The organism is Micromonospora sp. NBC_01638, assembly GCF_045209745.1.
Taxonomy (GTDB): domain Bacteria; phylum Actinomycetota; class Actinomycetes; order Mycobacteriales; family Micromonosporaceae; genus Micromonospora.
Window position 1 is genome coordinate 2,622,367 of record NZ_CP109273.1, and the last position, 17,574, is coordinate 2,639,940.

Annotated in this window: 16 protein-coding genes; 12 read left to right on the plus strand and 4 right to left on the minus strand. The window is 70.5% G+C overall.

Going from position 1 to position 17,574, the window contains the following annotated elements; translation table 11 throughout:
• The first annotated feature begins 24 nt into the window (after positions 1–24).
• From OG811_RS12435 to OG811_RS12450, 4 genes are read left to right on the plus strand one after another with little or no spacing between them, the layout of a single operon-like run.
• Positions 25–420 (plus strand): type VII secretion target, encoded by a 396-nt coding sequence (locus OG811_RS12435; RefSeq protein WP_406074297.1) that lies wholly within the window; start codon positions 25–27, stop codon positions 418–420.
• A complete protein-coding gene (locus OG811_RS12440) occupies positions 417–1,343 on the plus strand; it encodes a WXG100 family type VII secretion target (RefSeq protein WP_406074299.1) in 927 nt (308 codons plus the stop codon). Before OG811_RS12435 ends, OG811_RS12440 begins: the two co-directional genes overlap by 4 nt.
• 11 nt (positions 1,344–1,354) lie before the next feature.
• On the plus strand, positions 1,355–1,720 hold the full coding sequence (locus OG811_RS12445) for a YbaB/EbfC family nucleoid-associated protein (protein WP_406074301.1): 366 nt from the start codon (positions 1,355–1,357) through the stop codon (positions 1,718–1,720).
• Between the two features lie 4 nt (positions 1,721–1,724).
• Positions 1,725–2,348, plus strand: a complete 624-nt coding sequence (locus OG811_RS12450; protein WP_406074302.1) for a hypothetical protein — start codon at positions 1,725–1,727, stop codon at positions 2,346–2,348.
• Between the two features lie 63 nt (positions 2,349–2,411).
• On the opposite strand, the gene OG811_RS12455 is transcribed toward OG811_RS12450, so the two are convergent.
• Together OG811_RS12455 and OG811_RS12460 are read right to left on the minus strand one after the other, a co-directional pair.
• Positions 2,412–4,799 carry a HelD family protein gene (locus tag OG811_RS12455; protein ID WP_406074304.1) on the minus strand — a complete coding sequence of 796 codons (2,388 nt, stop codon included), beginning with the start codon at positions 4,797–4,799 and terminating at the stop codon, positions 2,412–2,414.
• A gap of 646 nt (positions 4,800–5,445) precedes the next feature.
• Positions 5,446–6,696, minus strand: a complete 1,251-nt coding sequence (locus OG811_RS12460) for a DUF222 domain-containing protein (RefSeq protein WP_406074306.1) — start codon at positions 6,694–6,696, stop codon at positions 5,446–5,448.
• Positions 6,697–7,063: 367 nt separating this feature from the next.
• Between OG811_RS12460 and OG811_RS12465 the strand changes: the two genes are divergently transcribed.
• Positions 7,064–7,915, plus strand: coding sequence for a menaquinone biosynthetic enzyme MqnA/MqnD family protein (locus tag OG811_RS12465; protein WP_406074307.1), 852 nt, complete (start codon positions 7,064–7,066; stop codon positions 7,913–7,915).
• A gap of 75 nt (positions 7,916–7,990) precedes the next feature.
• Here the strand turns inward: OG811_RS12465 and OG811_RS12470 are convergent, their stop codons facing one another.
• Together OG811_RS12470 and OG811_RS12475 are read right to left on the minus strand one after the other, a co-directional pair.
• Positions 7,991–8,953: a hypothetical protein gene (locus OG811_RS12470; RefSeq protein WP_406074309.1), complete on the minus strand. Its 963-nt coding sequence runs from the start codon at positions 8,951–8,953 to the stop codon at positions 7,991–7,993.
• Positions 8,953–9,945 carry a hypothetical protein gene (locus OG811_RS12475; protein WP_406074310.1) on the minus strand — a complete coding sequence of 331 codons (993 nt, stop codon included), beginning with the start codon at positions 9,943–9,945 and terminating at the stop codon, positions 8,953–8,955. The genes OG811_RS12470 and OG811_RS12475 overlap by 1 nt, the downstream gene beginning before the upstream one ends.
• Positions 9,946–10,317: 372 nt before the next feature.
• On the opposite strand from OG811_RS12475, the gene paaA reads away from it, so the two are divergent.
• The 7 genes from paaA (at position 10,318) to OG811_RS12510 (ending at position 17,560) form a co-directional block, all read left to right on the plus strand.
• A complete protein-coding gene (gene paaA, locus OG811_RS12480) occupies positions 10,318–11,436 on the plus strand; it encodes a 1,2-phenylacetyl-CoA epoxidase subunit PaaA (RefSeq protein ID WP_406074312.1) in 1,119 nt (372 codons plus the stop codon).
• On the plus strand, positions 11,433–11,720 hold the full coding sequence (paaB, locus tag OG811_RS12485) for a 1,2-phenylacetyl-CoA epoxidase subunit PaaB (protein ID WP_053652215.1): 288 nt from the start codon (positions 11,433–11,435) through the stop codon (positions 11,718–11,720). Before paaA ends, paaB begins: the two co-directional genes overlap by 4 nt.
• Positions 11,717–12,442, plus strand: a complete 726-nt coding sequence (gene paaC / locus OG811_RS12490; RefSeq protein WP_406074314.1) for a 1,2-phenylacetyl-CoA epoxidase subunit PaaC — start codon at positions 11,717–11,719, stop codon at positions 12,440–12,442. Before paaB ends, paaC begins: the two co-directional genes overlap by 4 nt.
• Positions 12,439–12,915: a 1,2-phenylacetyl-CoA epoxidase subunit PaaD gene (gene paaD, locus OG811_RS12495; protein ID WP_406074315.1), complete on the plus strand. Its 477-nt coding sequence runs from the start codon at positions 12,439–12,441 to the stop codon at positions 12,913–12,915. The genes paaC and paaD overlap by 4 nt, the downstream gene beginning before the upstream one ends.
• A complete protein-coding gene (gene paaE, locus OG811_RS12500; protein ID WP_406074317.1) occupies positions 12,912–14,021 on the plus strand; it encodes a 1,2-phenylacetyl-CoA epoxidase subunit PaaE in 1,110 nt (369 codons plus the stop codon). The genes paaD and paaE overlap by 4 nt, the downstream gene beginning before the upstream one ends.
• A gap of 218 nt (positions 14,022–14,239) precedes the next feature.
• Positions 14,240–15,430, plus strand: coding sequence for a cyclic dehypoxanthinyl futalosine synthase (mqnC, locus tag OG811_RS12505; protein WP_406074319.1), 1,191 nt, complete (start codon positions 14,240–14,242; stop codon positions 15,428–15,430).
• A 426-nt stretch (positions 15,431–15,856) separates the two neighbouring features.
• Positions 15,857–17,560, plus strand: coding sequence for a hypothetical protein (locus OG811_RS12510; RefSeq protein ID WP_406074320.1), 1,704 nt, complete (start codon positions 15,857–15,859; stop codon positions 17,558–17,560).
• The last annotated feature ends 14 nt before the right edge of the window (positions 17,561–17,574 follow it).

Consider the following 17,574-nt stretch of genomic DNA (forward strand, 5'->3'; position numbering starts at 1 on the left):
CGCACAGGACACAGGGGAGGGTCCGTGTCGAGCCCGAGCGGTGAGCTGGAGGTCCAACCGGAGGCCCTGACGGTGTTCGCCAAGGCGTCCACCGACCGGGCGGCCCGCTTTCGCGAGCTGCACCGTTCATTCGGTGACGGGCACGTGCCCCGGCACGCGTTCGGCGTGATGCCGGCGTCGTTCAGCCTCGCGGCGGCGTACGCCGAGCAGTTCGAGGCGTGCCTGCAGGGGCTGGCCGACGGTGCTGAGGTGATGGCGGACATCGCCGAAGGGATCGACGACACCGCCGGCACCTACACCGGCACCGACGTGGCCAACACCGACATGTTCGTGCCCGGCCGTCCGTCCGCTCCCGACGTCATCGCTCCCGGCCCCTGGTCGTCGGGCGGAGCCGGCCCGAGTGGGCAGGTGCAGGCGTGAGCACCGAGGCGTTGCAGCGCAACAAGACCTACTTCGAGCAGATCGTGTCGGGTACTCCCGACCCGTTCAAGCCGCTGTCCAACGCGGTGCTCTGGCCCTTCGAGCAGCTGCTTGAACTCGTCGCCGGCGAGCCGGACGACCTGATGCAGGCTGCCCAGCTCTGCCTGACCACCGGTGCGGCCGTCCGCGAGATCGCCGGTGAGCAGTTTCAGGACCGGGCCCGCCTGCGGGGGGCCTGGAAGGGCGACGCCGCCGAGAGTTTCCACGCCTCAATGGAGTCGGTGGAGGAGGCGATCGAGGAGTTGGCCCGCGGGTTGGACGGCACCAAGGAGGTGCTGGTCGACGCGGCCAACGCGGCGGTCGACGCCTTCAACCTGCTGGTCGAGCTGATCCTCGAGTTCCTGCTCTGGTTCCTTACCGAGGTGATCATCGCCGCAGTGGCGGCGGCGCTCAGTGCCGGCATCTCGCTCGCGGCGACGGTGGTCCGGGTGTTGGCGCGGCTCGCCACCACCGTCGGCCGGATGGTCAAGATCGTCGCGCGGTTCGCCGAGATCCTGACGAAGCTGGCCACCAAGATGCAGAAGGTCGCCGAGCTGCTGATGAAGTACCGTCGGGCGGTCCTGGAGATCCGCAAGGCCAAGAAGGCTTACCGGGCGTGGAACAAGTCCGGGTGGTCGGCCGAGGCCAGGGCGTTCCAGATCGAGAAGTTCAAGACGCTCTTCCCGGGCAAGTTCCTGATCAATCAGGCGTCCCCGGTGAACATCCCCGGCCTCGGTGGGGCTCTACTCGACACCGGCGTCGGGCTGAACGACATTTCCGACGGCACCAAGGACCGCAACTACCTTGTGGACGGCACGTACCGCGAGGATCTGGGCCCCTACACCAGGGGCGTGCAGAATGTCTTCGACTCCATCCTGACCTGACAGGGGCCGACATGACCTTTCCCGGCCTGGACCGCATCGAGGCGCTGGCCCGCAACCTGGACGGCTGGCAGCGCGAGCTGGCCGGCAAGATGGCCGAGTTGGAAGACAGCAGCGCCGAGGGCGTTAGCGACTCTGGCCTGGTCCGAGTCACCGCCGCGGCGGACGGCACGATCGTCTCGACCGACGTCAACGCACGAGCGATGCGCTTCGACTCGTACACCCTGGCCGAGGAGTTCACCGCCGCGGCCAAGCGTGCGCAGGAGGCAGCCGCCGCCCGGGTCCGCGAGCTGGTGGGCGAGGTGATCGCCGACGCACCAGGCGGCAGTCGACCGACCGGCGACAGCCGTACGGCTGACGACCGCCCGGATTGGTACTGAGCCCATGACGGACAGCAGCTACCTGGAACGACTCACCCAACTCGTCGAGCAGGGTGAACGAGTGCGCGCCGTCGCGAAGACGGAGATCGCCCAGGGCGTCCTGCCGCCGGATCCCCCGGCCACGGGGAGCCCGGAGCCGTCCGGCAGCGGTCGGGGCGGTGGTCGTGGCGGCGGTGTCTCCGGAGCGTTGCTCAACCTGCTCTCACCGCTGGTCTCCTTTTCGGCGGGCGACCGGATCGTCGACCGCGTCACCCACGGGATCGCCGGTCGGGGAGCTCCGGGCTCGGCGGCGTCCACCCTGCAACACTCCCGACGCCCGGTGCCCCCGGCGACCACGCTCGACGACACCATCCTCGCCGTCACCGACCGGCGGTTGCTCGTCTGCGCGTCCGGGCCGGTGAAGCTCTGGTCGAGCAAGGCTGACGACGAACGGGCGGTAGCCGAAACGAGGGTGGTCTGGTCGGCGCCCCGGGCCGCCGTGGCGGATGCCCGGGTGGGCTGGCACCGGCTCAACCCGAAGCGGCTCCGGATCGAGTTCACCGACGGCTCCTGGTTGTCGTTCACGGTGCCGATCGCCGAGCCCGGCAAGCCGCTACGCGAGATCGCCTCAGCCCTCACAGGCCGCTAGCCCTCACGGGCCGCTAGCCCTCACGGGCCGCTAGCCCTCAGCGGTCGCTAGTCCCGCCAGCCGCTAGACCGCGGTGGTGGCTGAGTTCTCGGCGGTGGCTGGCCTCGTCAGCAGCGGCGCGGTCAGCAGCGGGGCGGTCAACAGCGGCGCGGTCAGCAGCGGGGCGGGCAGCGGCTCGTGGTGCAGCACCGCCAGCCGGGACACCGCGCGAGTGAGCACCACGTACAGCCGATGCAGCCCGCGCGGCTCGGCCGCGACGATCGCGGCCGGCTCGACCACCACCACATGGTCGTACTCCAGGCCCTTGACCAGCGTCGCGGGCACCACGGTGACCCGCTCCGCGGTCGCCACGTCGTCGGCGGTCGCGGTCGCGACTCCGACGGCGGCCAGCGCCGCGCGCAGCCCGTCGACCGCGTCGTCCGCGGCGATCACACCGACCGAGCCGTCGTGCGCGAGCGCCGCGCGCACCTCGGCGACCGTCGCCAAGGTCAGGTCGGTCACGGTACGCACGTCCAAGCCGCCGTCGTGACGCAGCGACTCGGCCGGGGGTACGTCCACCGCCAGCGCCGGCAGCAGCCGGTTCGCGAACGCGACCACCGCGGCGGGCACCCGGAAACCGATCGTCAACGGGACCACCACCGCGTCCGGCTTGCCCAGATGAGCAAGGGACTCGCGCCAGTCCGTCGCCGCCCACGGCGCGGTGCCCTGGGCGAGGTCACCGAGGAGGGTGACCGAACCGTGCTCGCTGCGCCGGGCGATGGCCCGACACTGCATCGGGGAGAGATCCTGCGCCTCGTCCACCACCACGTGCCCGAACCCGGAGGGCCGTTCCAGCAGCCCGGTCGCCTCGTCGATCAACACGGCGTCGGCGCTGGTCCAGCGGGTCGCCTTCGGGGTACGAGCCGGCTTCGTCCAGATCAGCAGCGCCTGCTCGGTGTCGCTGAGCAGCCCGTCGGCCGCGGCGGCGAGCCGGCCCGGATCGGAGAGCAGGCCGTGTACCAGCCCTTCGGGGGTGAGCGCCGGCCAGACCGCGTCCAGGAAGTCCAGCACCGGCCGGCAGCGGCCCATCCGACGGAGCCAGGCATCGCTGGGCGACTCCGCCCGCCGCGCCTCGGCCTGCCGTTGCAGCAGGCTCACCACCCGCGCCCGAACCCGTTCCCGGCCCGTGCCGTACGGCAGCCCTTCCCGGCGGGTCTCCTCGACGATCCGGTGCAACGGCTCCACGCCGATCCGCCACCGGAACGACCCGTCCGACACGGTGATCGAGTCGGTCGGCGTACCGATCTGTGCCTGCACCGCGCGCCGCAGCACGCTCGCCATCCGTACGTCGTGCTTGAGCGCGGCGATTGCCGGCGCCTCGACCGCCCGGACCAGCACCCGGGAGATCAACTCCTCCACCGTGGCCTGCTCGACCTCAACCTCGCCGAGCGCCGGCAGCACCGCCGCGATGTACGACAGGAACGCCCTGTTCGGCCCCACGATCAGCACGCCCGCCCGCCGCAACCGCTCCCGGTGCAGATAGAGCAGGTACGCGGCCCGGTGCAGGCCGACCGCCGTCTTCCCGGTACCCGGAGCCCCCTGCACGCAGATCGAGTCGGCGAGGTCAGCCCGAACCAGTTCGTCCTGCTCCGGCTGGATGGTGGCCACGATGTCCCGCATCGGCCCGACGCGCGGCCGCTCGATCTCGGCGGTGAGGATCCGACTGGTCGTGCCCAGCTCCTCGCCCCGGTCCAGTCGCTCATCCTCGAAGCTGGTCAGCACCCCGTTGCTGAACCCGAACCGCCGCCGGACCGCCACCCCCTGCGGATCCCGCGCGCTGGCCCGGTAGAACGACCGGGAGACCGGTGCCCGCCAGTCCAACACCAGCGGCTCGCCGCGCTCGTCGGAGACGTGCCGCCGCCCCACGTGATACCGCCGACCGTCATGATCCGTGCTGCTCGCGCCCGGGCCCTCGCCGCTGGTCGCGCCCACCGTGGTGGCGTGGTCCGTGGTGTTGCGCGCTGGGGTGTCGCGGTCCTGGGTGGCGTGGTCCGTGGCGTTGCGCGCTCGGGTGTCGCGGTCCTGGGTGGCGTGGTCCGTGGCGTTGCGGTCCGTGGTGTTGCGGTCCGTGGTGTTGCGGTCCGTGGTGGTGCGCGGTGGGGTGTTTTGGTCAGTGGTGGTGCGGTCTGGATTGTTGCGGTCTGTGGTGTTGTGGCTTGCGGTCTCGGCGAAGTCGAGGCGGCCGAAGAAGAGCGGCGTGGTCGGATCGTCAGCCAGCTCAGCCACCCGACGGGCCAGGGTGCGGCCGAGCGTCTCCGCCGCGTAAGCGTCGCCAGCCACCTGGTCGCCAGTAGCGAAGAGGGCTTCGGCCCGCTCCCGCATCCGCCGTAGCGCCGCCCGGGAGGTGGCCAGGTGCGCGCGCTCGGCGGCCAGATCCGTTTCGAGGTGGGTGTCGAGGTCAAGTGCGGGCATGCTGACGTCCCATCGTTCACATCTGCTGCGCGCTCGCGTGTCCGAGGGCGGATGGCCGGCCGCCGGCGCGAAGACGTCCGTTCCGGTGCAGCTCACCTCGGCCGTCAAGCGGGCTGCAACCCTACGCTCTCAAGCCCACCCTTTCCACCGAATTACCCACGCAACCACCCGTCCGAGATGGCGTGTTGCCGGGTGTGGACGGCGCCGAGAGCGGCGCCTGTGCCGGGTAGGGCGGCGCCGAGGTGGGCGTGGCACCGGGTGGGGCGGTGCCGAGGGTGGGGCGGTGCCGAGGGTGGGGCGGTGCCGAGGGTGGGGCGGTGCCGAGGTGGGTGTGGCGCCGGGTGGGGCCGTGTCGAGGTGGGCGTGGCGCCGGGTGGGGCGGCGCCGAGTTCGGCGTGGTGTCAGGTGGGGCGGTGCCGAGGTTGGCGCGGTGCCGAGTTCGGCGCGGTGCCGGGTGGGACGGCACCGAGTGGGGCGGCACCGAGTGGGGCGGTGCCGAGTGGGGCGGTGCCGAGACGGCATGGTGCCGGTGGGTCGGCCCGCCTGATTGGGCGGCCGCTGGGCGCGGCCCCAGTGGGCTGGTGGGCGTCCGGGGGCGGCCCGTGTGTCTGGTCCCGGTCTCGTTGGCGGAGGCTGCTTGCCGGCATCAGCAGCGCCGGTGGTAGAGGTTGCGTTGCGGCGTGCGCAGCGGGTCGAGCCAGCGGGGCGGGAGGAAGTCGGGCCGGCCATCCGGAGCAATGCGGACCATCCAGTCACCGCGATGGATGAGCCGGTGGTGGTAGCCGCAGAGCAGCACGGCGTTGCCCAGCGCCGTGGCTCCACCCTCGGCCCAGTGTCGGACGTGGTGACCGTCGCACCACCGCGATGGCCGATCACAGCCAGGAAAGGCGCAGCCACCGTCGCGCAGCACCAGCGCGCGGCGCAGCGGGCCCGTGAAGAGCCGGCGCTGACGCCCGACGTCCAGGACCTGACTGTTGCCGCCCAGCACGGCAGGCAGCACGCCCGCATCGCAGGCGAGACGGCGGATCGCGCCCGGTGTGAGGGGCGCTCCGGTCTCCAGAGTGCCGGCACGTGCGCCGCTGACCAGGTCATCCAGCGAGACGGTCACCACGAGCTGCGGCCGGTCCCCGCCATTGTCGGGCAGCTGACCGGTGCGTAGCGCCAATCGACAGACTTCGCCCAGCGCGTCGGCCCGGCGCTGACCGGGGCTGCGGTCGTCGTGCTCACCGGCGGGGGCGCAAAGCGGATCGATCGCCTCGCGCAGCAGGCCCGCGGTCTCGGTGTCGAGGTTGCCGCTGAGGCGTACCTGCCCGTTTTGCTGATCGGAGAGCGTGACGTGCCGGCGAGCCTCGGCTCGCTCGGTGGCCCGTTCGAGGGCCGCCAGCTCGGCTTGGTCGGCCAAGTCCGGTGCGACGTGCGTGAGGATGCGCTCTCCGAGCCGGCTCAGGATGGTCGGATCGAAACGGTCGGCCCAGGCGATCAGCAGTGCGGTGGCCTTGTCCGCCACCTCCGGACCAGCCTCGGCCGGAAGGGTCGCGATTGTCTCGGCCACCACCCGACCCTGCTCGACGGTGATGGCGCCGCTGAACAACGCGTCGCGCACTGCTCCTGGAGCGGCATCGACGGTGCCGGCGAGCTGGACCAGTTGGCGCGCGGAGCGACCGGAGACCCGGAGTCGCTCCCGCAGCCAGACGGCCGTGGACGAAGCGCCCTGGGCGACTGCCAGGCCGCGGGCATCCAGCTCGCGCACCAGACCGAGCTGGACGGCGGCCAGCCGCTGCGCCACCACGTGCGTCGCATCGAGGGACGCGAGCAACTCGTCGTCGGAGAGTGCCCACAGCGAGGCCTGGGCGCAGTCGTCGATGGCACCACCCGCCTGCGCCAACGCCCTCAACATGGAGACAGATTAGAACGCACGTACGACACTTTCTGGTCATGTTGATCGATGCCTCGGCTGCGCATTGGCCAATCCGCCCGCCGCCCGCCTGCCGCCCGCCCGCCGCCCGCTCGCGCTGCTGCCCGGTAGCTGGCTCGCCGCACGTTTGCCCGCCGGCTCGACGACGACGCGGCGTTCATTCGCGGGGTGCTGGCCACACTGGCTGTGTGCAGCCTGCTGGTGATGCTGGCCTGCGTGCCGGTCGTGGCCCGGGTGGTGCGGCCGTTGTCGTTGGGCGACGTCGACGGACGACAGCGCCGGATGCGGGGTTGGCCACTCCGGGCCGGCCCGCCGAGCCGGAGCCGGAGGCCGGGGATACGGTCGGGTCATGGCTGAGCGCATCGCACGCCCGCGGGTCGGGCACATCCAGTTCCTGAACTGCCTGCCGATCTACTGGGGTCTGATGCGCTCCGGCGCCCTGCTCGACGTCGACCTGCACAAGGATTCGCCCGACCAACTGAACGCCGCGCTGGTCGCCGGCGACCTGGACATCGGGCCGATCTCGCTGCTGGAGTACCTGAGGCACGCCGACGAGCTGCTGCTCCTGCCGGATCTGGCCGTGGGCAGCGACGGGCCGGTGCTCTCGGTCAACGTGGTCTCCACGCGACCGCTCACCGAGCTGGATGGCGCTCGGGTGGCGCTCGGCTCGACCTCGCGGACCGGGGTGATGCTGGCCCAGCTGCTGCTTGCTGAGCGTTACAACGTTCGGCCGGACTACTACCGCTGCCCGCCGGACCTGACCCAGATGCTGCTGGAGGCCGACGCCGGGGTGCTGATCGGGGACGTGGCGCTGCGGGCGTTCCATGAGGCGCCGCAACGGGGCCTCACGGTCACCGACCTCGGGCAGGCGTGGCGGGAGTGGACCGGTCTGCCGATGGTCTTCGCCGTCTGGGCGGTTCGTCGTGACTTCGCCGCCGCTCATCCGGGCCTGGTCAAGGAGGTGCACGAGGCGTTCCTACGCTCCCGGGACCTCTGCCTTGCCGAGCTGGACCAGGTCGCCGAGGCTGCCGCCCGCTGGGAGGCGTTCGACGCGGCGACGCTGGTCACGTACTTCCGGACCCTGGACTTTTCCCTCGGTGACCGGCAGGTCGCGGGTCTGCGCGAGTGGGCCCGGCGGGCCGCCGCGATCGGCGAGGCCCCGGCACTGCCGGACGGCGGCCCGGAGTTCTTCGCCGGCTGAGCCCTCCGGAGGGCTCAGCCGGCAGCGGGGACGGCCGAGACCAGCCAAGCTAGCCGAATCAGCCGAGAGGGCGGGTCAGACGCCGGGGCGGAGCAGCGCCTCGGTGATCTTCTCGCAGTTCTTCATGCCGTAGTCGTAGCCCATGTTGATCGGGTACTTGACCATCACGCCCATTGTCCAGGTGTCGCCGATGGCCAGGCAGTTGATGTGCATCTCCTGCTCGTTGGTCCGGTCGATCCACCCGTTCTTGATGGCGATCTGCTTCTGCTCGGCGGCCGGGAAGGCCTTGCGGATGCCGAAGTCGCCCGCGCCCCGCACCAGCTTCATCTCGTTGAGCAGCCACTTGGTCCACTTCGGGCCGGCGGCGGTGCCGTCGGCGATGCAGTTGCCGAGGCGGGCGGTGTCCCGGGGGGAGAGCGCTGTCCGGCTCCAGCCATTGTCGGGGGCGACGCTGCTGTCGGTCAGCTTGCACATGGAGATCAGCCGTTTGATCGAGGCGTCCCGGCCGACCAGGTTGTAGAACTGCTCGGCCCGGGTGTTGTCACTGTCCCGGATGATCCGCGTCGCGTCGGCGAGCTTCGCATCGCTCGGCGTCTGGCCTGCGTCGGCGGCGCGACGCAGGTAGTCGGCGACGATCCAGGACTTGATCATCGAAGCGGTGGTGCTGGTCTCGTCCATGTTCTTGGAGCCGATGATCTTCCCGGTTCGGCGGTCCAGCACGCTCCAGGAGTACCAGCCCTCGATGTCCAGGTTGAGGTCCTTGGCCACGAACGGCAGCGGCTCAAGCGACGGGCTGGGGCTCGGCGACGGCGAGGCCGGTTGGCGGGCGCTGCGATCGGTGGCCGCGCCTGCGGACCGATCGCTCGTGGTGGTGCCGGCGTTGCCCCACCTGGCGGCGGCGGACGACGCGAACGGCGACCCGGGCAGCAGTCGCAGTGACACCAGCACCAGCCCGATCAGGATGACCGCGATGGCGATCAGCCGAAGCGGGGACGCCTCACCGCCGCCGCGTCGGTCGGCCCGACGACTGCCGGCCATCAGAGTTTTCCGACCGGTTGCTGCGGCACCTTGAGCGCGGCGCCCGGCTGCGGGGTGACCAACTGGCTGGCCACGCTGGCGCAGACCTTCGCGCCATAGTCCAGCCCGCTCTTCTGCGGGTAGCGCAACATCACCGCGAGACTCCACTTGCCGTTGACCGCAAGGCAGTTGACGTGCCAGTTGCCGTCGTAGTTGAGAGGGGTCCAACCGTTCTTGATGCCGACCGGGCCCTGGGCCGTGATCGACTTCGGCAGGCCGTCGATGATCCCCCAGCGACCGCCGCCCGAGCTGGATTTCTGGTCCTTGGCCGAGGTGGTGCCGCGGACCTTGCTCATCTGGTCAAGCACCCACTTGGTCCATTTCGGGCCGGCGGCCTTGCCGTCGGCGATGCAGTCGCCGAGCCGGACCGCATCGCGGGGGGACATCCGGGTGAAGCTCCAGAAGCCGGTGTACGGCTCGATGTTGCCGCGCTTGGTGTCGGTCAGCCCGCAGATCGTGATCGCCCGCTGGATCACCGCGTCAGGTGTGCTGCTCGTCGACTTCTTGTAAGAGCCGCCCGCTGCCGCGTGGACCTTGTTGGCCGCGGTGTCGTTGCTGTCGATGATGGCGAGCCGGGCCGCCTCCTTCAGCGCCGCGGTCGGCTCCTTGTCCTTGAGCTGCCGCAGATAGTCCGAGACGATCCACGCCTTGATCATCGACTCGGTGGAGCTGGTCGCGGTCATGTTCGCCGACCCGGAGATCTTGCCCGTCTGCCGATCCAGCAGCGCCCACGAGAAGAAGTCGCCGTTGAAGCTCACCGACACCGGGCCGGCCGCCAGCGTGGGCGGTGGCGGTGGAGTGGGCGAGGGCGCGGCGACGGTCGAGGCGGCACCGCCGCCACCGCCTCCGCTGCTGCCGCCATCGGAGAGCCGGGCGTACGCGGTGGGGACCAGTAGGACGCCGCCGAGGAGGATTGCTGTGATGGCGAGCACCATGGTCACGCGGGATCGCATGAGTGGGCGAGCTCCAGGTGTGTCAGGGCCGGGGGACCGTCTTGTTTGTCCGGAACAGATCGGCTGATCGCGAGGCCGGGGGAAGTGGCCTTTGTCTGGCGGCGACCGTCTCCGATCGATCGGTGCGACGGCCGAAAGTCTACGTCCGGTTGCGTGACGCGCCAGGGGTCGACACCAGGCAACCTGCGATAAAGGCAGGATATAGACCTGGTATGCGGTTCTTGCGGTGATTCACCTTTGTTTCGTGGCCTAAGTCACTGAGAAATCGGGGTGCCCAGGTAACGCAAAGCACTCATTCCATCACGGATGGGATCCTCGGATTCCTGTTACACGCTCTGGTTTCTTGGGTCGCAAGCTGTAACACTTGTCCCCATGTATGGCAACGACTTCTCCACCCCGGCCGACGCCCCGGCCGACGCCCCGGCTGACGCCGCGGCCAACGCCGTTGGTGACGGGCCGGGCGGTGGGCTGCTGGGCGAGGTCGAGGCCGCCGAGGCCGAGCTGCGGGCGGCGGCAGCGCGCGGGCGGCGAGGCGGGCCGGCGCCGGACGAGGACCTGGCGGCGTACTTCGCCGAGGTGGTCGACGCCGAGCAGAAGATCGAGCCACGGGACTGGATGCCCGACGCGTACCGCCGGACGCTGATCCGGCAGATCGCCCAGCACGCCCACTCCGAGATCATCGGCATGCAGCCGGAGGGCAACTGGATCAGCCGGGCGCCGTCGCTCAAGCGCAAGGCGATCCTGCTGGCCAAGGTGCAGGACGAGGCCGGCCACGGCCTCTACCTCTACGCCGCCGCCGAGACTCTCGGCATCAGCCGCGACGAGCTGGTCCAGCTGCTGCTCGACGGGCGGCAGAAGTACAGCTCGATCTTCAACTACCCGACCCTGAGCTGGGCCGACATGGGCGCGATCGGGTGGCTGGTGGACGGCGCGGCGATCGTCAACCAGGTGCCGCTGTGCCGCTGCTCGTACGGCCCGTACGCCCGCGCGATGATCCGGGTCTGCAAGGAGGAGTCGTTCCACCAGCGTCAGGGCTACGAGATCCTGCACACACTGGCGCACGGCACCCCGGCGCAGCAGGCGATGGCCCAGGACGCGGTGGACCGCTGGTGGTACCCGTCACTGGCCATGTTCGGCCCTCCGGACGGCGACTCCACGCACTCCGCCCAGTCGATGGCGTGGAAGATCAAGCGCTTCTCCAACGACGACCTGCGGCAGCGTTTCGTCGACATGTGCGTCCAGCAGGCCGAGATCCTCGGGCTGCGCATCCCCGACGCGGACCTGCGCTGGAACGAGGAGCGGCAGGCGTACGACTACACCCAGCCGGACTACGACGAGCTGATGCGGGTGATCTCCGGCGACGGACCCTGCAACCGGGAGCGGATTGCGCACCGCCGGGCCGCGCACACCGATGGCGCATGGGTACGCGAGGCCGCTGCGGCATACGCCGCGAAGCGGGCTGAGAAGAGGGAAAAGGTGGCAGTCGCGTGAGTACCGAACATTCGCCTCTGTGGGAGGTCTTCGTGCGGGCCCGGCGCGGGTTGTCGCACACCCACGTGGGCAGCCTGCACGCCCCCGACGCCGAGCTCGCCCTGCGTAACGCCCGGGACCTCTACACCCGCCGCCAGGAGGGCGTGTCCATCTGGGTGGTGCCGGCCAGCGCGATCACCGCGTCCAGCCCGGACGAGAAGGATGCCTTCTTCGACCCGGCCGCCGACAAGGTCTACCGCCACCCCACCTTCTACGAGGTGCCGGACGGGGTGGCCCACCTGTGAACGGACCCTTCGACTTCACTCTCGCCCTCGGCGACGACGCGTTGATCGCCGCTCAGCGACTGGCCGAGTGGACGACCCGCGCCCCGGAGATGGAAGAGGACATCGCGCTGACCAACATCGCCCTCGACCAGCTCGGCGCGGCCCGCCTGCTGCTGTCGTACGCGGGTGAGCTGGAGAGTGCCGGCCGCGACGAGGACGCGTTGGCGTATCTGCGCGACGACCGCGAGTTCCGTAACGCGCTCCTGGTCGAGCTGCCCAACGGCGACTTCGCGGTGACGATGGCGAAGCTGTTCTTCCTCGCGGCGTACCAGCTGCCGCTGTACACGGCGCTGGCCGGTTGCTCGGACGAGCGGCTGGCCGCGATCGGCGCCAAGGCGCGCAAGGAGTCGGCGTACCACCTGGACCATGGCGCGCTGTGGGTGAAGCGGCTCGGTGACGGCACCGACGAGTCGCACCGTCGGATGCAGGCGGCCGTCGATCAGGTGTGGCCGTACACCCACGAGCTGTTCGCCGCGGACCCGGCGGCGCCGGTCGACCCGGCCACCCTGCGGCCGGCGTTCGACGAGACCGTCGGCCCGGTGCTGGCCGAGGCGACGCTCACCCGGCCGGAGAGCCGCTGGTCCCCGGCCGGCGGGCGGGCCGGCGTGCACACCGAGCACCTGGCCTACCTGCTCGCCGAGATGCAGGTGCTGCACCGCGCTCACCCCGGAGCGCACTGGTGACTGACGCGAGGACGGCTGCGGCCAGCGTGGTGGACCCGGAGATCCGGGTCATCACCATCGACGAGTTGGGCATCCTGCGGGCGGTCGAGGAGGATTCGACAAGTGGTCGGGTCACCGTCACCATCACCCCGACCTACACCGGCTGCCCGGCGATGGACGTGATCCGGGCCGACATCCGTCGCGCGCTCGCGGTCGCGGGCCACCCCGATGTCGAGGTCCGCACGGTCTTCAGCCCACCGTGGAGCACCGACTGGATCTCCGCGGGTGGGCGGGCCAAGCTGGCTGCCGCCGGGATCGCCCCGCCGGCCCCGGTGCCCGCCGCCGGTGTCGTGTCGTTGACCCTCGCGGTCCGTTGCCCGCAGTGCGGCTCGCCGGAGACCGAGCAGGTCAGCCGGTTCGGCTCCACCGCGTGCAAGGCGTTGTGGCGTTGCCGCTCCTGCTCCGAACCCTTCGACCACCTGAAGGCGCTGTGACTGTCACCATCACCCGCCCGGTCCGCCGGCGGCCGGTCTTCCACCCGCTGTCGGTCGCTGCCGTCGACCGGCTCACCGACGACGCCGTGGCGGTGACCTTCGCCGTACCGGAGGATCTGCGGGAGACCTTCGCGTTCCGTGCGGGCCAACACCTGACGGTACGGCGAGTGGCCGAGGACGGTACGGACGTGCGCCGGTCGTACTCGATCTGCTCCACCCCTGACGACCTGGCCCGGCACGGCCGGCTGCGGATCGGGGTGCGGGAGATCCCGGGCGGCGCGTTCTCGGTTTTCGCCTGCGGGGCGCTGCGCGGTGGCGACACGGTCGAGGTGCTGCCGCCGCTGGGCACCTTCACCACGGCGTTCGCGCCGGACCGGGTGCGGCACTACGGCGCGGTCGTCGCCGGCTCCGGCATCACCCCGGTGCTCGGGCTTGTTGCGACCGCCCTGGCCGTCGAGCCGGCCAGCACCTTCACCCTGGTGTACGGCAACCGCACGGCGAACACGGTGATGTTCGCCGAGGAGTTGGCCGACCTGAAGGACCGCTATCCCACCCGGCTGCACCTGGTGCACGTGCTCTCTCGGGAGCAGGGTGAGTCGCCGCTGCTCTCCGGACGGATCGACGCCGAGAGGCTGGGCCGGTTGCTGGGCACCATCGTGCCGGGCGACCTCATCGAGGAGTGGTTCCTCTGCGGCCCGTACGCCATGGTGGTCGACGTCCGGGAGGTGCTGACCGCACGTGGGCTGCCCGAGTCGGCGGTTCGCACCGAGCTGTTCCACGTCGACGCTCCGCCGGAGCCGGTGCGTCGCCCCGTCGATCAGGCGGGTGCCGGGGCCGAGGTCACCATCGTGCTGGACGGCCGATCGTCGCGCTTCACGATGGGTCGCGAGGAGCGGGTGCTGGACGCCGCGCTGAAGGTGCGGGGCGAGCTGCCGTACGCCTGCAAGGGCGGTGTCTGCTCGACCTGTAAGGCGAAGGTCGTGGACGGGGCGGTCACGATGGCCCGCAACTACGCCCTGGAGCCGGACGAGCTGGCCGCCGGCTACGTCCTGACCTGCCAGTCCAGCCCGACGACCGACAAGCTCACGGTCGACTACGACGCGTGAGCGCACCGAACGACCGCCAGTTCGTCGATCGGTTCGCCGAGGTGGCGTTGAGCCCCGTCGAAGGGGAAGGCAACTTGCGCAGATCTTGGACAGTTTCCGTCAGCAGCTAACGGAAACTGTCCAAGATCCGGACCGCCGGACAGTTCGCAGGCGCTGGTGCGCGTCACGGGAAGCGGAGCGGAATGCCGGCCCCTGAGTGGGCGACGTAGGCTCGGGGGGTGACGGTGAGCCGGGAGATCGACGACATCCTGCAGCGTGGCGCGGACGGCGGGCGGATCACGCCTGAGGAGGCGCTGCTGCTCTACACCGAGGCGCCCTTCCACGCGTTGGGCGAGGCGGCGGACGCGGTGCGCCGGCGGCGCTATCCGGACAACGTCGTCACGTACCTGATCGATCGCAACATCAACTACACGAACGTCTGCGTGACGGCGTGCAAGTTCTGCGCGTTCTACCGGGCGCCCAAGCACAAGGAAGGGTGGACCCACCCGACCGAGGAGATCCTGCGGCGGTGCGCCGAGGCGGTCGAGCTGGGCGCCACCCAGGTGATGCTCCAGGGCGGGCACCACCCGGACTACGGCGTGGAGTACTACGAGGAGCTGTTCTCCTCGGTCAAGCAGGCGTACCCGCAGCTGGTCATCCACTCGATCGGCCCCAGCGAGATCCTGCACATGGCCAAGGTCTCCGGGGTGAGCCTGGACGAGGCAATCGCCCGGATCAAGACCGCCGGCCTGGACTCGATCGCTGGCGCTGGCGCCGAGATGCTGCCCGAGCGACCGCGTAAGGCCATCGCGCCCCTCAAGGAGTCGGGCGAGCGCTGGCTGGAGGTCATGGAGCTGGCTCACCGGCAGGGCATCGAGTCGACCGCCACCATGATGATGGGCACCGGCGAGACGCACGCCGAGCGGATCGAGCACCTGCGCATGATCCGGGACGTGCAGGACCGCACCCGCGGTTTCCGGTCCTTCATTCCCTGGACATACCAGCCGGAGAACAACCACCTCAAGGGTCGCACCCAGGCGACCACGCTCGAATACCTGCGGCTGGTCGCGGTGGCCCGCCTCTTCTTCGAGACCGTGCCGCACCTGCAGGCGTCCTGGCTGACGACCGGCAAGGACGTCGGGCAGCTCGCGCTGCACATGGGCGTGGACGATCTCGGTTCGATCATGCTGGAGGAGAACGTGATCTCCTCCGCCGGTGCGCGGCACCGCTCCAACCTGCACGAGTTGATCGGCATGATCCGCTCGGCGGACCGGATCCCCGCGCAGCGGGACACCCTCTACAACCGGCTCGCCGTGCACCACACGCCGGCCGACGACCCGACCGACGAGCGGGTGGTCTCGCACTTCTCCTCGATCGCGCTGCCCGGCGGCGGTGCGGGCCGATCCCTGCCACTGGTCGACGTCAGCTGACGCGGGTCTTCGTCCGGCCGTTCGGCTGACCGAGGCTCATGCTCCCGCCCGGTCGCCCCGGCGGTACGGGTGGTCCCCGCCGCCGCAGCGTCAGGCTGCCCGGCGCGGGGCTGGTGGAGATGATCGTCGGCGGCTAGCGTCCCGGCTCATACCCGTCGCCATCGTCGATCGCCGGAATCGGCGTGACCGTGCTGGTGGCGGGTGGTCTGATGGTCCTGGTCGTGGGCTGTCCTCCATCGGCCCGCTGAGGGTCGTTCATATAACGCACGGCGGTACGGGCGGGATGGGTGACCATTCCGCCCGTACCGTTTGCCGACCTCAGGCCGGACGGATGAAAACGGGTCCGCCCGCTGGCGTGGAAGATCGGCCTCCGATAGCGTCCGCTCGTTCCGCAACCATTCTTTCTTCCCTACCCCCGGGGGACTGATGACAGCGTTCCACCGCTCGACCGTGGTCCGCGCCAGCCTCGTGGCGCTGCTCGCGGCCGGTGGCCTGGCCGCCGTGGCGGCCCCGGTGCTGGCGGCCGAACAGGCCGATCTGGCCCTGGTGCCGCTCAGCTACAACCTGGCCAAGGGTGTCACCGAGGCCAAGAGCAAGCCGTTCAAGTTCCTGGTCGACAACACCCGGAGCAAGGAAGGCGCCAAGGGTGTCAGCTACACCGTGGACACCAGCAAGCTGAAGACGAACAAGGTGCGGGTCGTGGTGCCCGACGGCTGCCGGGTGAACGGCACGAAGTTCACCTGCAGCCTCGGCGACCTGCCCGCCGGCACCAGCGAGGACTTCGGCATCCCAATCTTCTCCACCGGCGGTCGGGGCGCGGCCGGCACGCTGGTGGTCACCATCCGTTCGTCCACCGACGACCCCAACAAGAAAGACAACAAGGTCGAGCACGACATCACCGTCACCGAGCCCGGCTACGACCTGACCAGTTGGGTGCAGGACGTCAACGCGAACGTCGTGGTGAACGGCGTCACCGGCGACGACCCCGACCTGCGGCCGGTGCGTCCGGGTGAGACGGTGCCGGTCGACTGGGCGGTCTACAACGACGGCAGCCGCAAGGCCACCGGCATCTCCTATGTGCTCACGCTCCCGGCCGGCGTCACCTTCGACACCCTGCCCGACACCTGCACCTCGCAGACCTTCGGCGTTGCTCAAGCGCTCTGCCAGGACGACGGCGCGGTGATCCGGCCCGGTGAGTACTACACGGCGGACATCAAGGTGACGGTCGGCAAGGACGTCACCGAGCCGGTGCTGCGGGTCGGTGAGCTGGTGGCACATGGTCTGGACGCCGCTGCCGGCCAGCCTGAGAAGAAGTCTGAGCGGGCCACCAAGGCGCAGCAGAAGACCTTCACCGAGGTTGACGAGGGCGACAACCAGGCGATCTTCGACGTCTTCGTCGACCTGACCGTGCAGCCGACACCCACGGCCACCCCGACCTCGACGTCCACGGCCACCCCGACGCCCACGGTCTCGCCGACGGAAACTCCGACGCCGACGCAGACGCCCACGCCGACGGAAACTCCGACGCCGACGCCGACGCCGACGCAGACGCCCACGCCGACGGAAACTCCGACGCCAACGGAGACGCCGACGCCGACGCCGACGGAGACGCCCACGCCGACGGAGACGCCGACGCCGACGCCAACGGAGACGCCCACGCCCACGCCCACGCCCACGCCGACGCCGACGCCAACGGAGACGCCCACGCCGACGCCGACGCCGACTGAGTCGCCCACGCCCACGCCGACGCCGACGCCAACGGAGACGCCCACGCCGACGCCGACGCCGACTGAGTCGCCCACGCCGACGGAGACGCCGACGGCAACCCCGACTGCAACGCCGACGGCAACTGCAACTGCAACGCCGACGGTCACCCCGACCGCGACGGCTACTCCGACGCCGGGTGACACGCCGAGTCCGAGCCGTACGCCGGTGCCGGGCGTGACCACGTCGCCGGCTGCCGGTGGCGGCGGCTCCATCGGTGGTGGCCTGCCGGTGACCGGTGTGCAGGTCGGCCTGATCGGCGGCATTGGCGCGATCATCCTGCTCGTGGGTGGGGCGCTGCTGGTGCTCTCCCGCCGGCGCAAGGTCGTCCTGGTCGCCCCGAGCGACGAGAAGTCGACCGACTGACAAGGCGCTCTGAC

Coding starts and splice junctions, on each gene's coding strand:
- OG811_RS12445 (WP_406074301.1), top strand. CDS start 1,355: ATGACCTTTCCCGGCCTGGACCGCATCGAGGCGCTGGCCCGCAACCTG.
- OG811_RS12450 (WP_406074302.1), top strand. CDS start 1,725: ATGACGGACAGCAGCTACCTGGAACGACTCACCCAACTCGTCGAGCAG.
- OG811_RS12455 (WP_406074304.1), bottom strand. CDS start 4,799: ATGCCCGCACTTGACCTCGACACCCACCTCGAAACGGATCTGGCCGCC.
- OG811_RS12460 (WP_406074306.1), bottom strand. CDS start 6,696: ATGTTGAGGGCGTTGGCGCAGGCGGGTGGTGCCATCGACGACTGCGCC.
- OG811_RS12465 (WP_406074307.1), top strand. CDS start 7,064: ATGGCTGAGCGCATCGCACGCCCGCGGGTCGGGCACATCCAGTTCCTG.
- OG811_RS12470 (WP_406074309.1), bottom strand. CDS start 8,953: ATGGCCGGCAGTCGTCGGGCCGACCGACGCGGCGGCGGTGAGGCGTCC.
- OG811_RS12475 (WP_406074310.1), bottom strand. CDS start 9,945: ATGCGATCCCGCGTGACCATGGTGCTCGCCATCACAGCAATCCTCCTC.
- paaA (WP_406074312.1), top strand. CDS start 10,318: ATGTATGGCAACGACTTCTCCACCCCGGCCGACGCCCCGGCCGACGCC.
- OG811_RS12510 (WP_406074320.1), top strand. CDS start 15,857: ATGACAGCGTTCCACCGCTCGACCGTGGTCCGCGCCAGCCTCGTGGCG.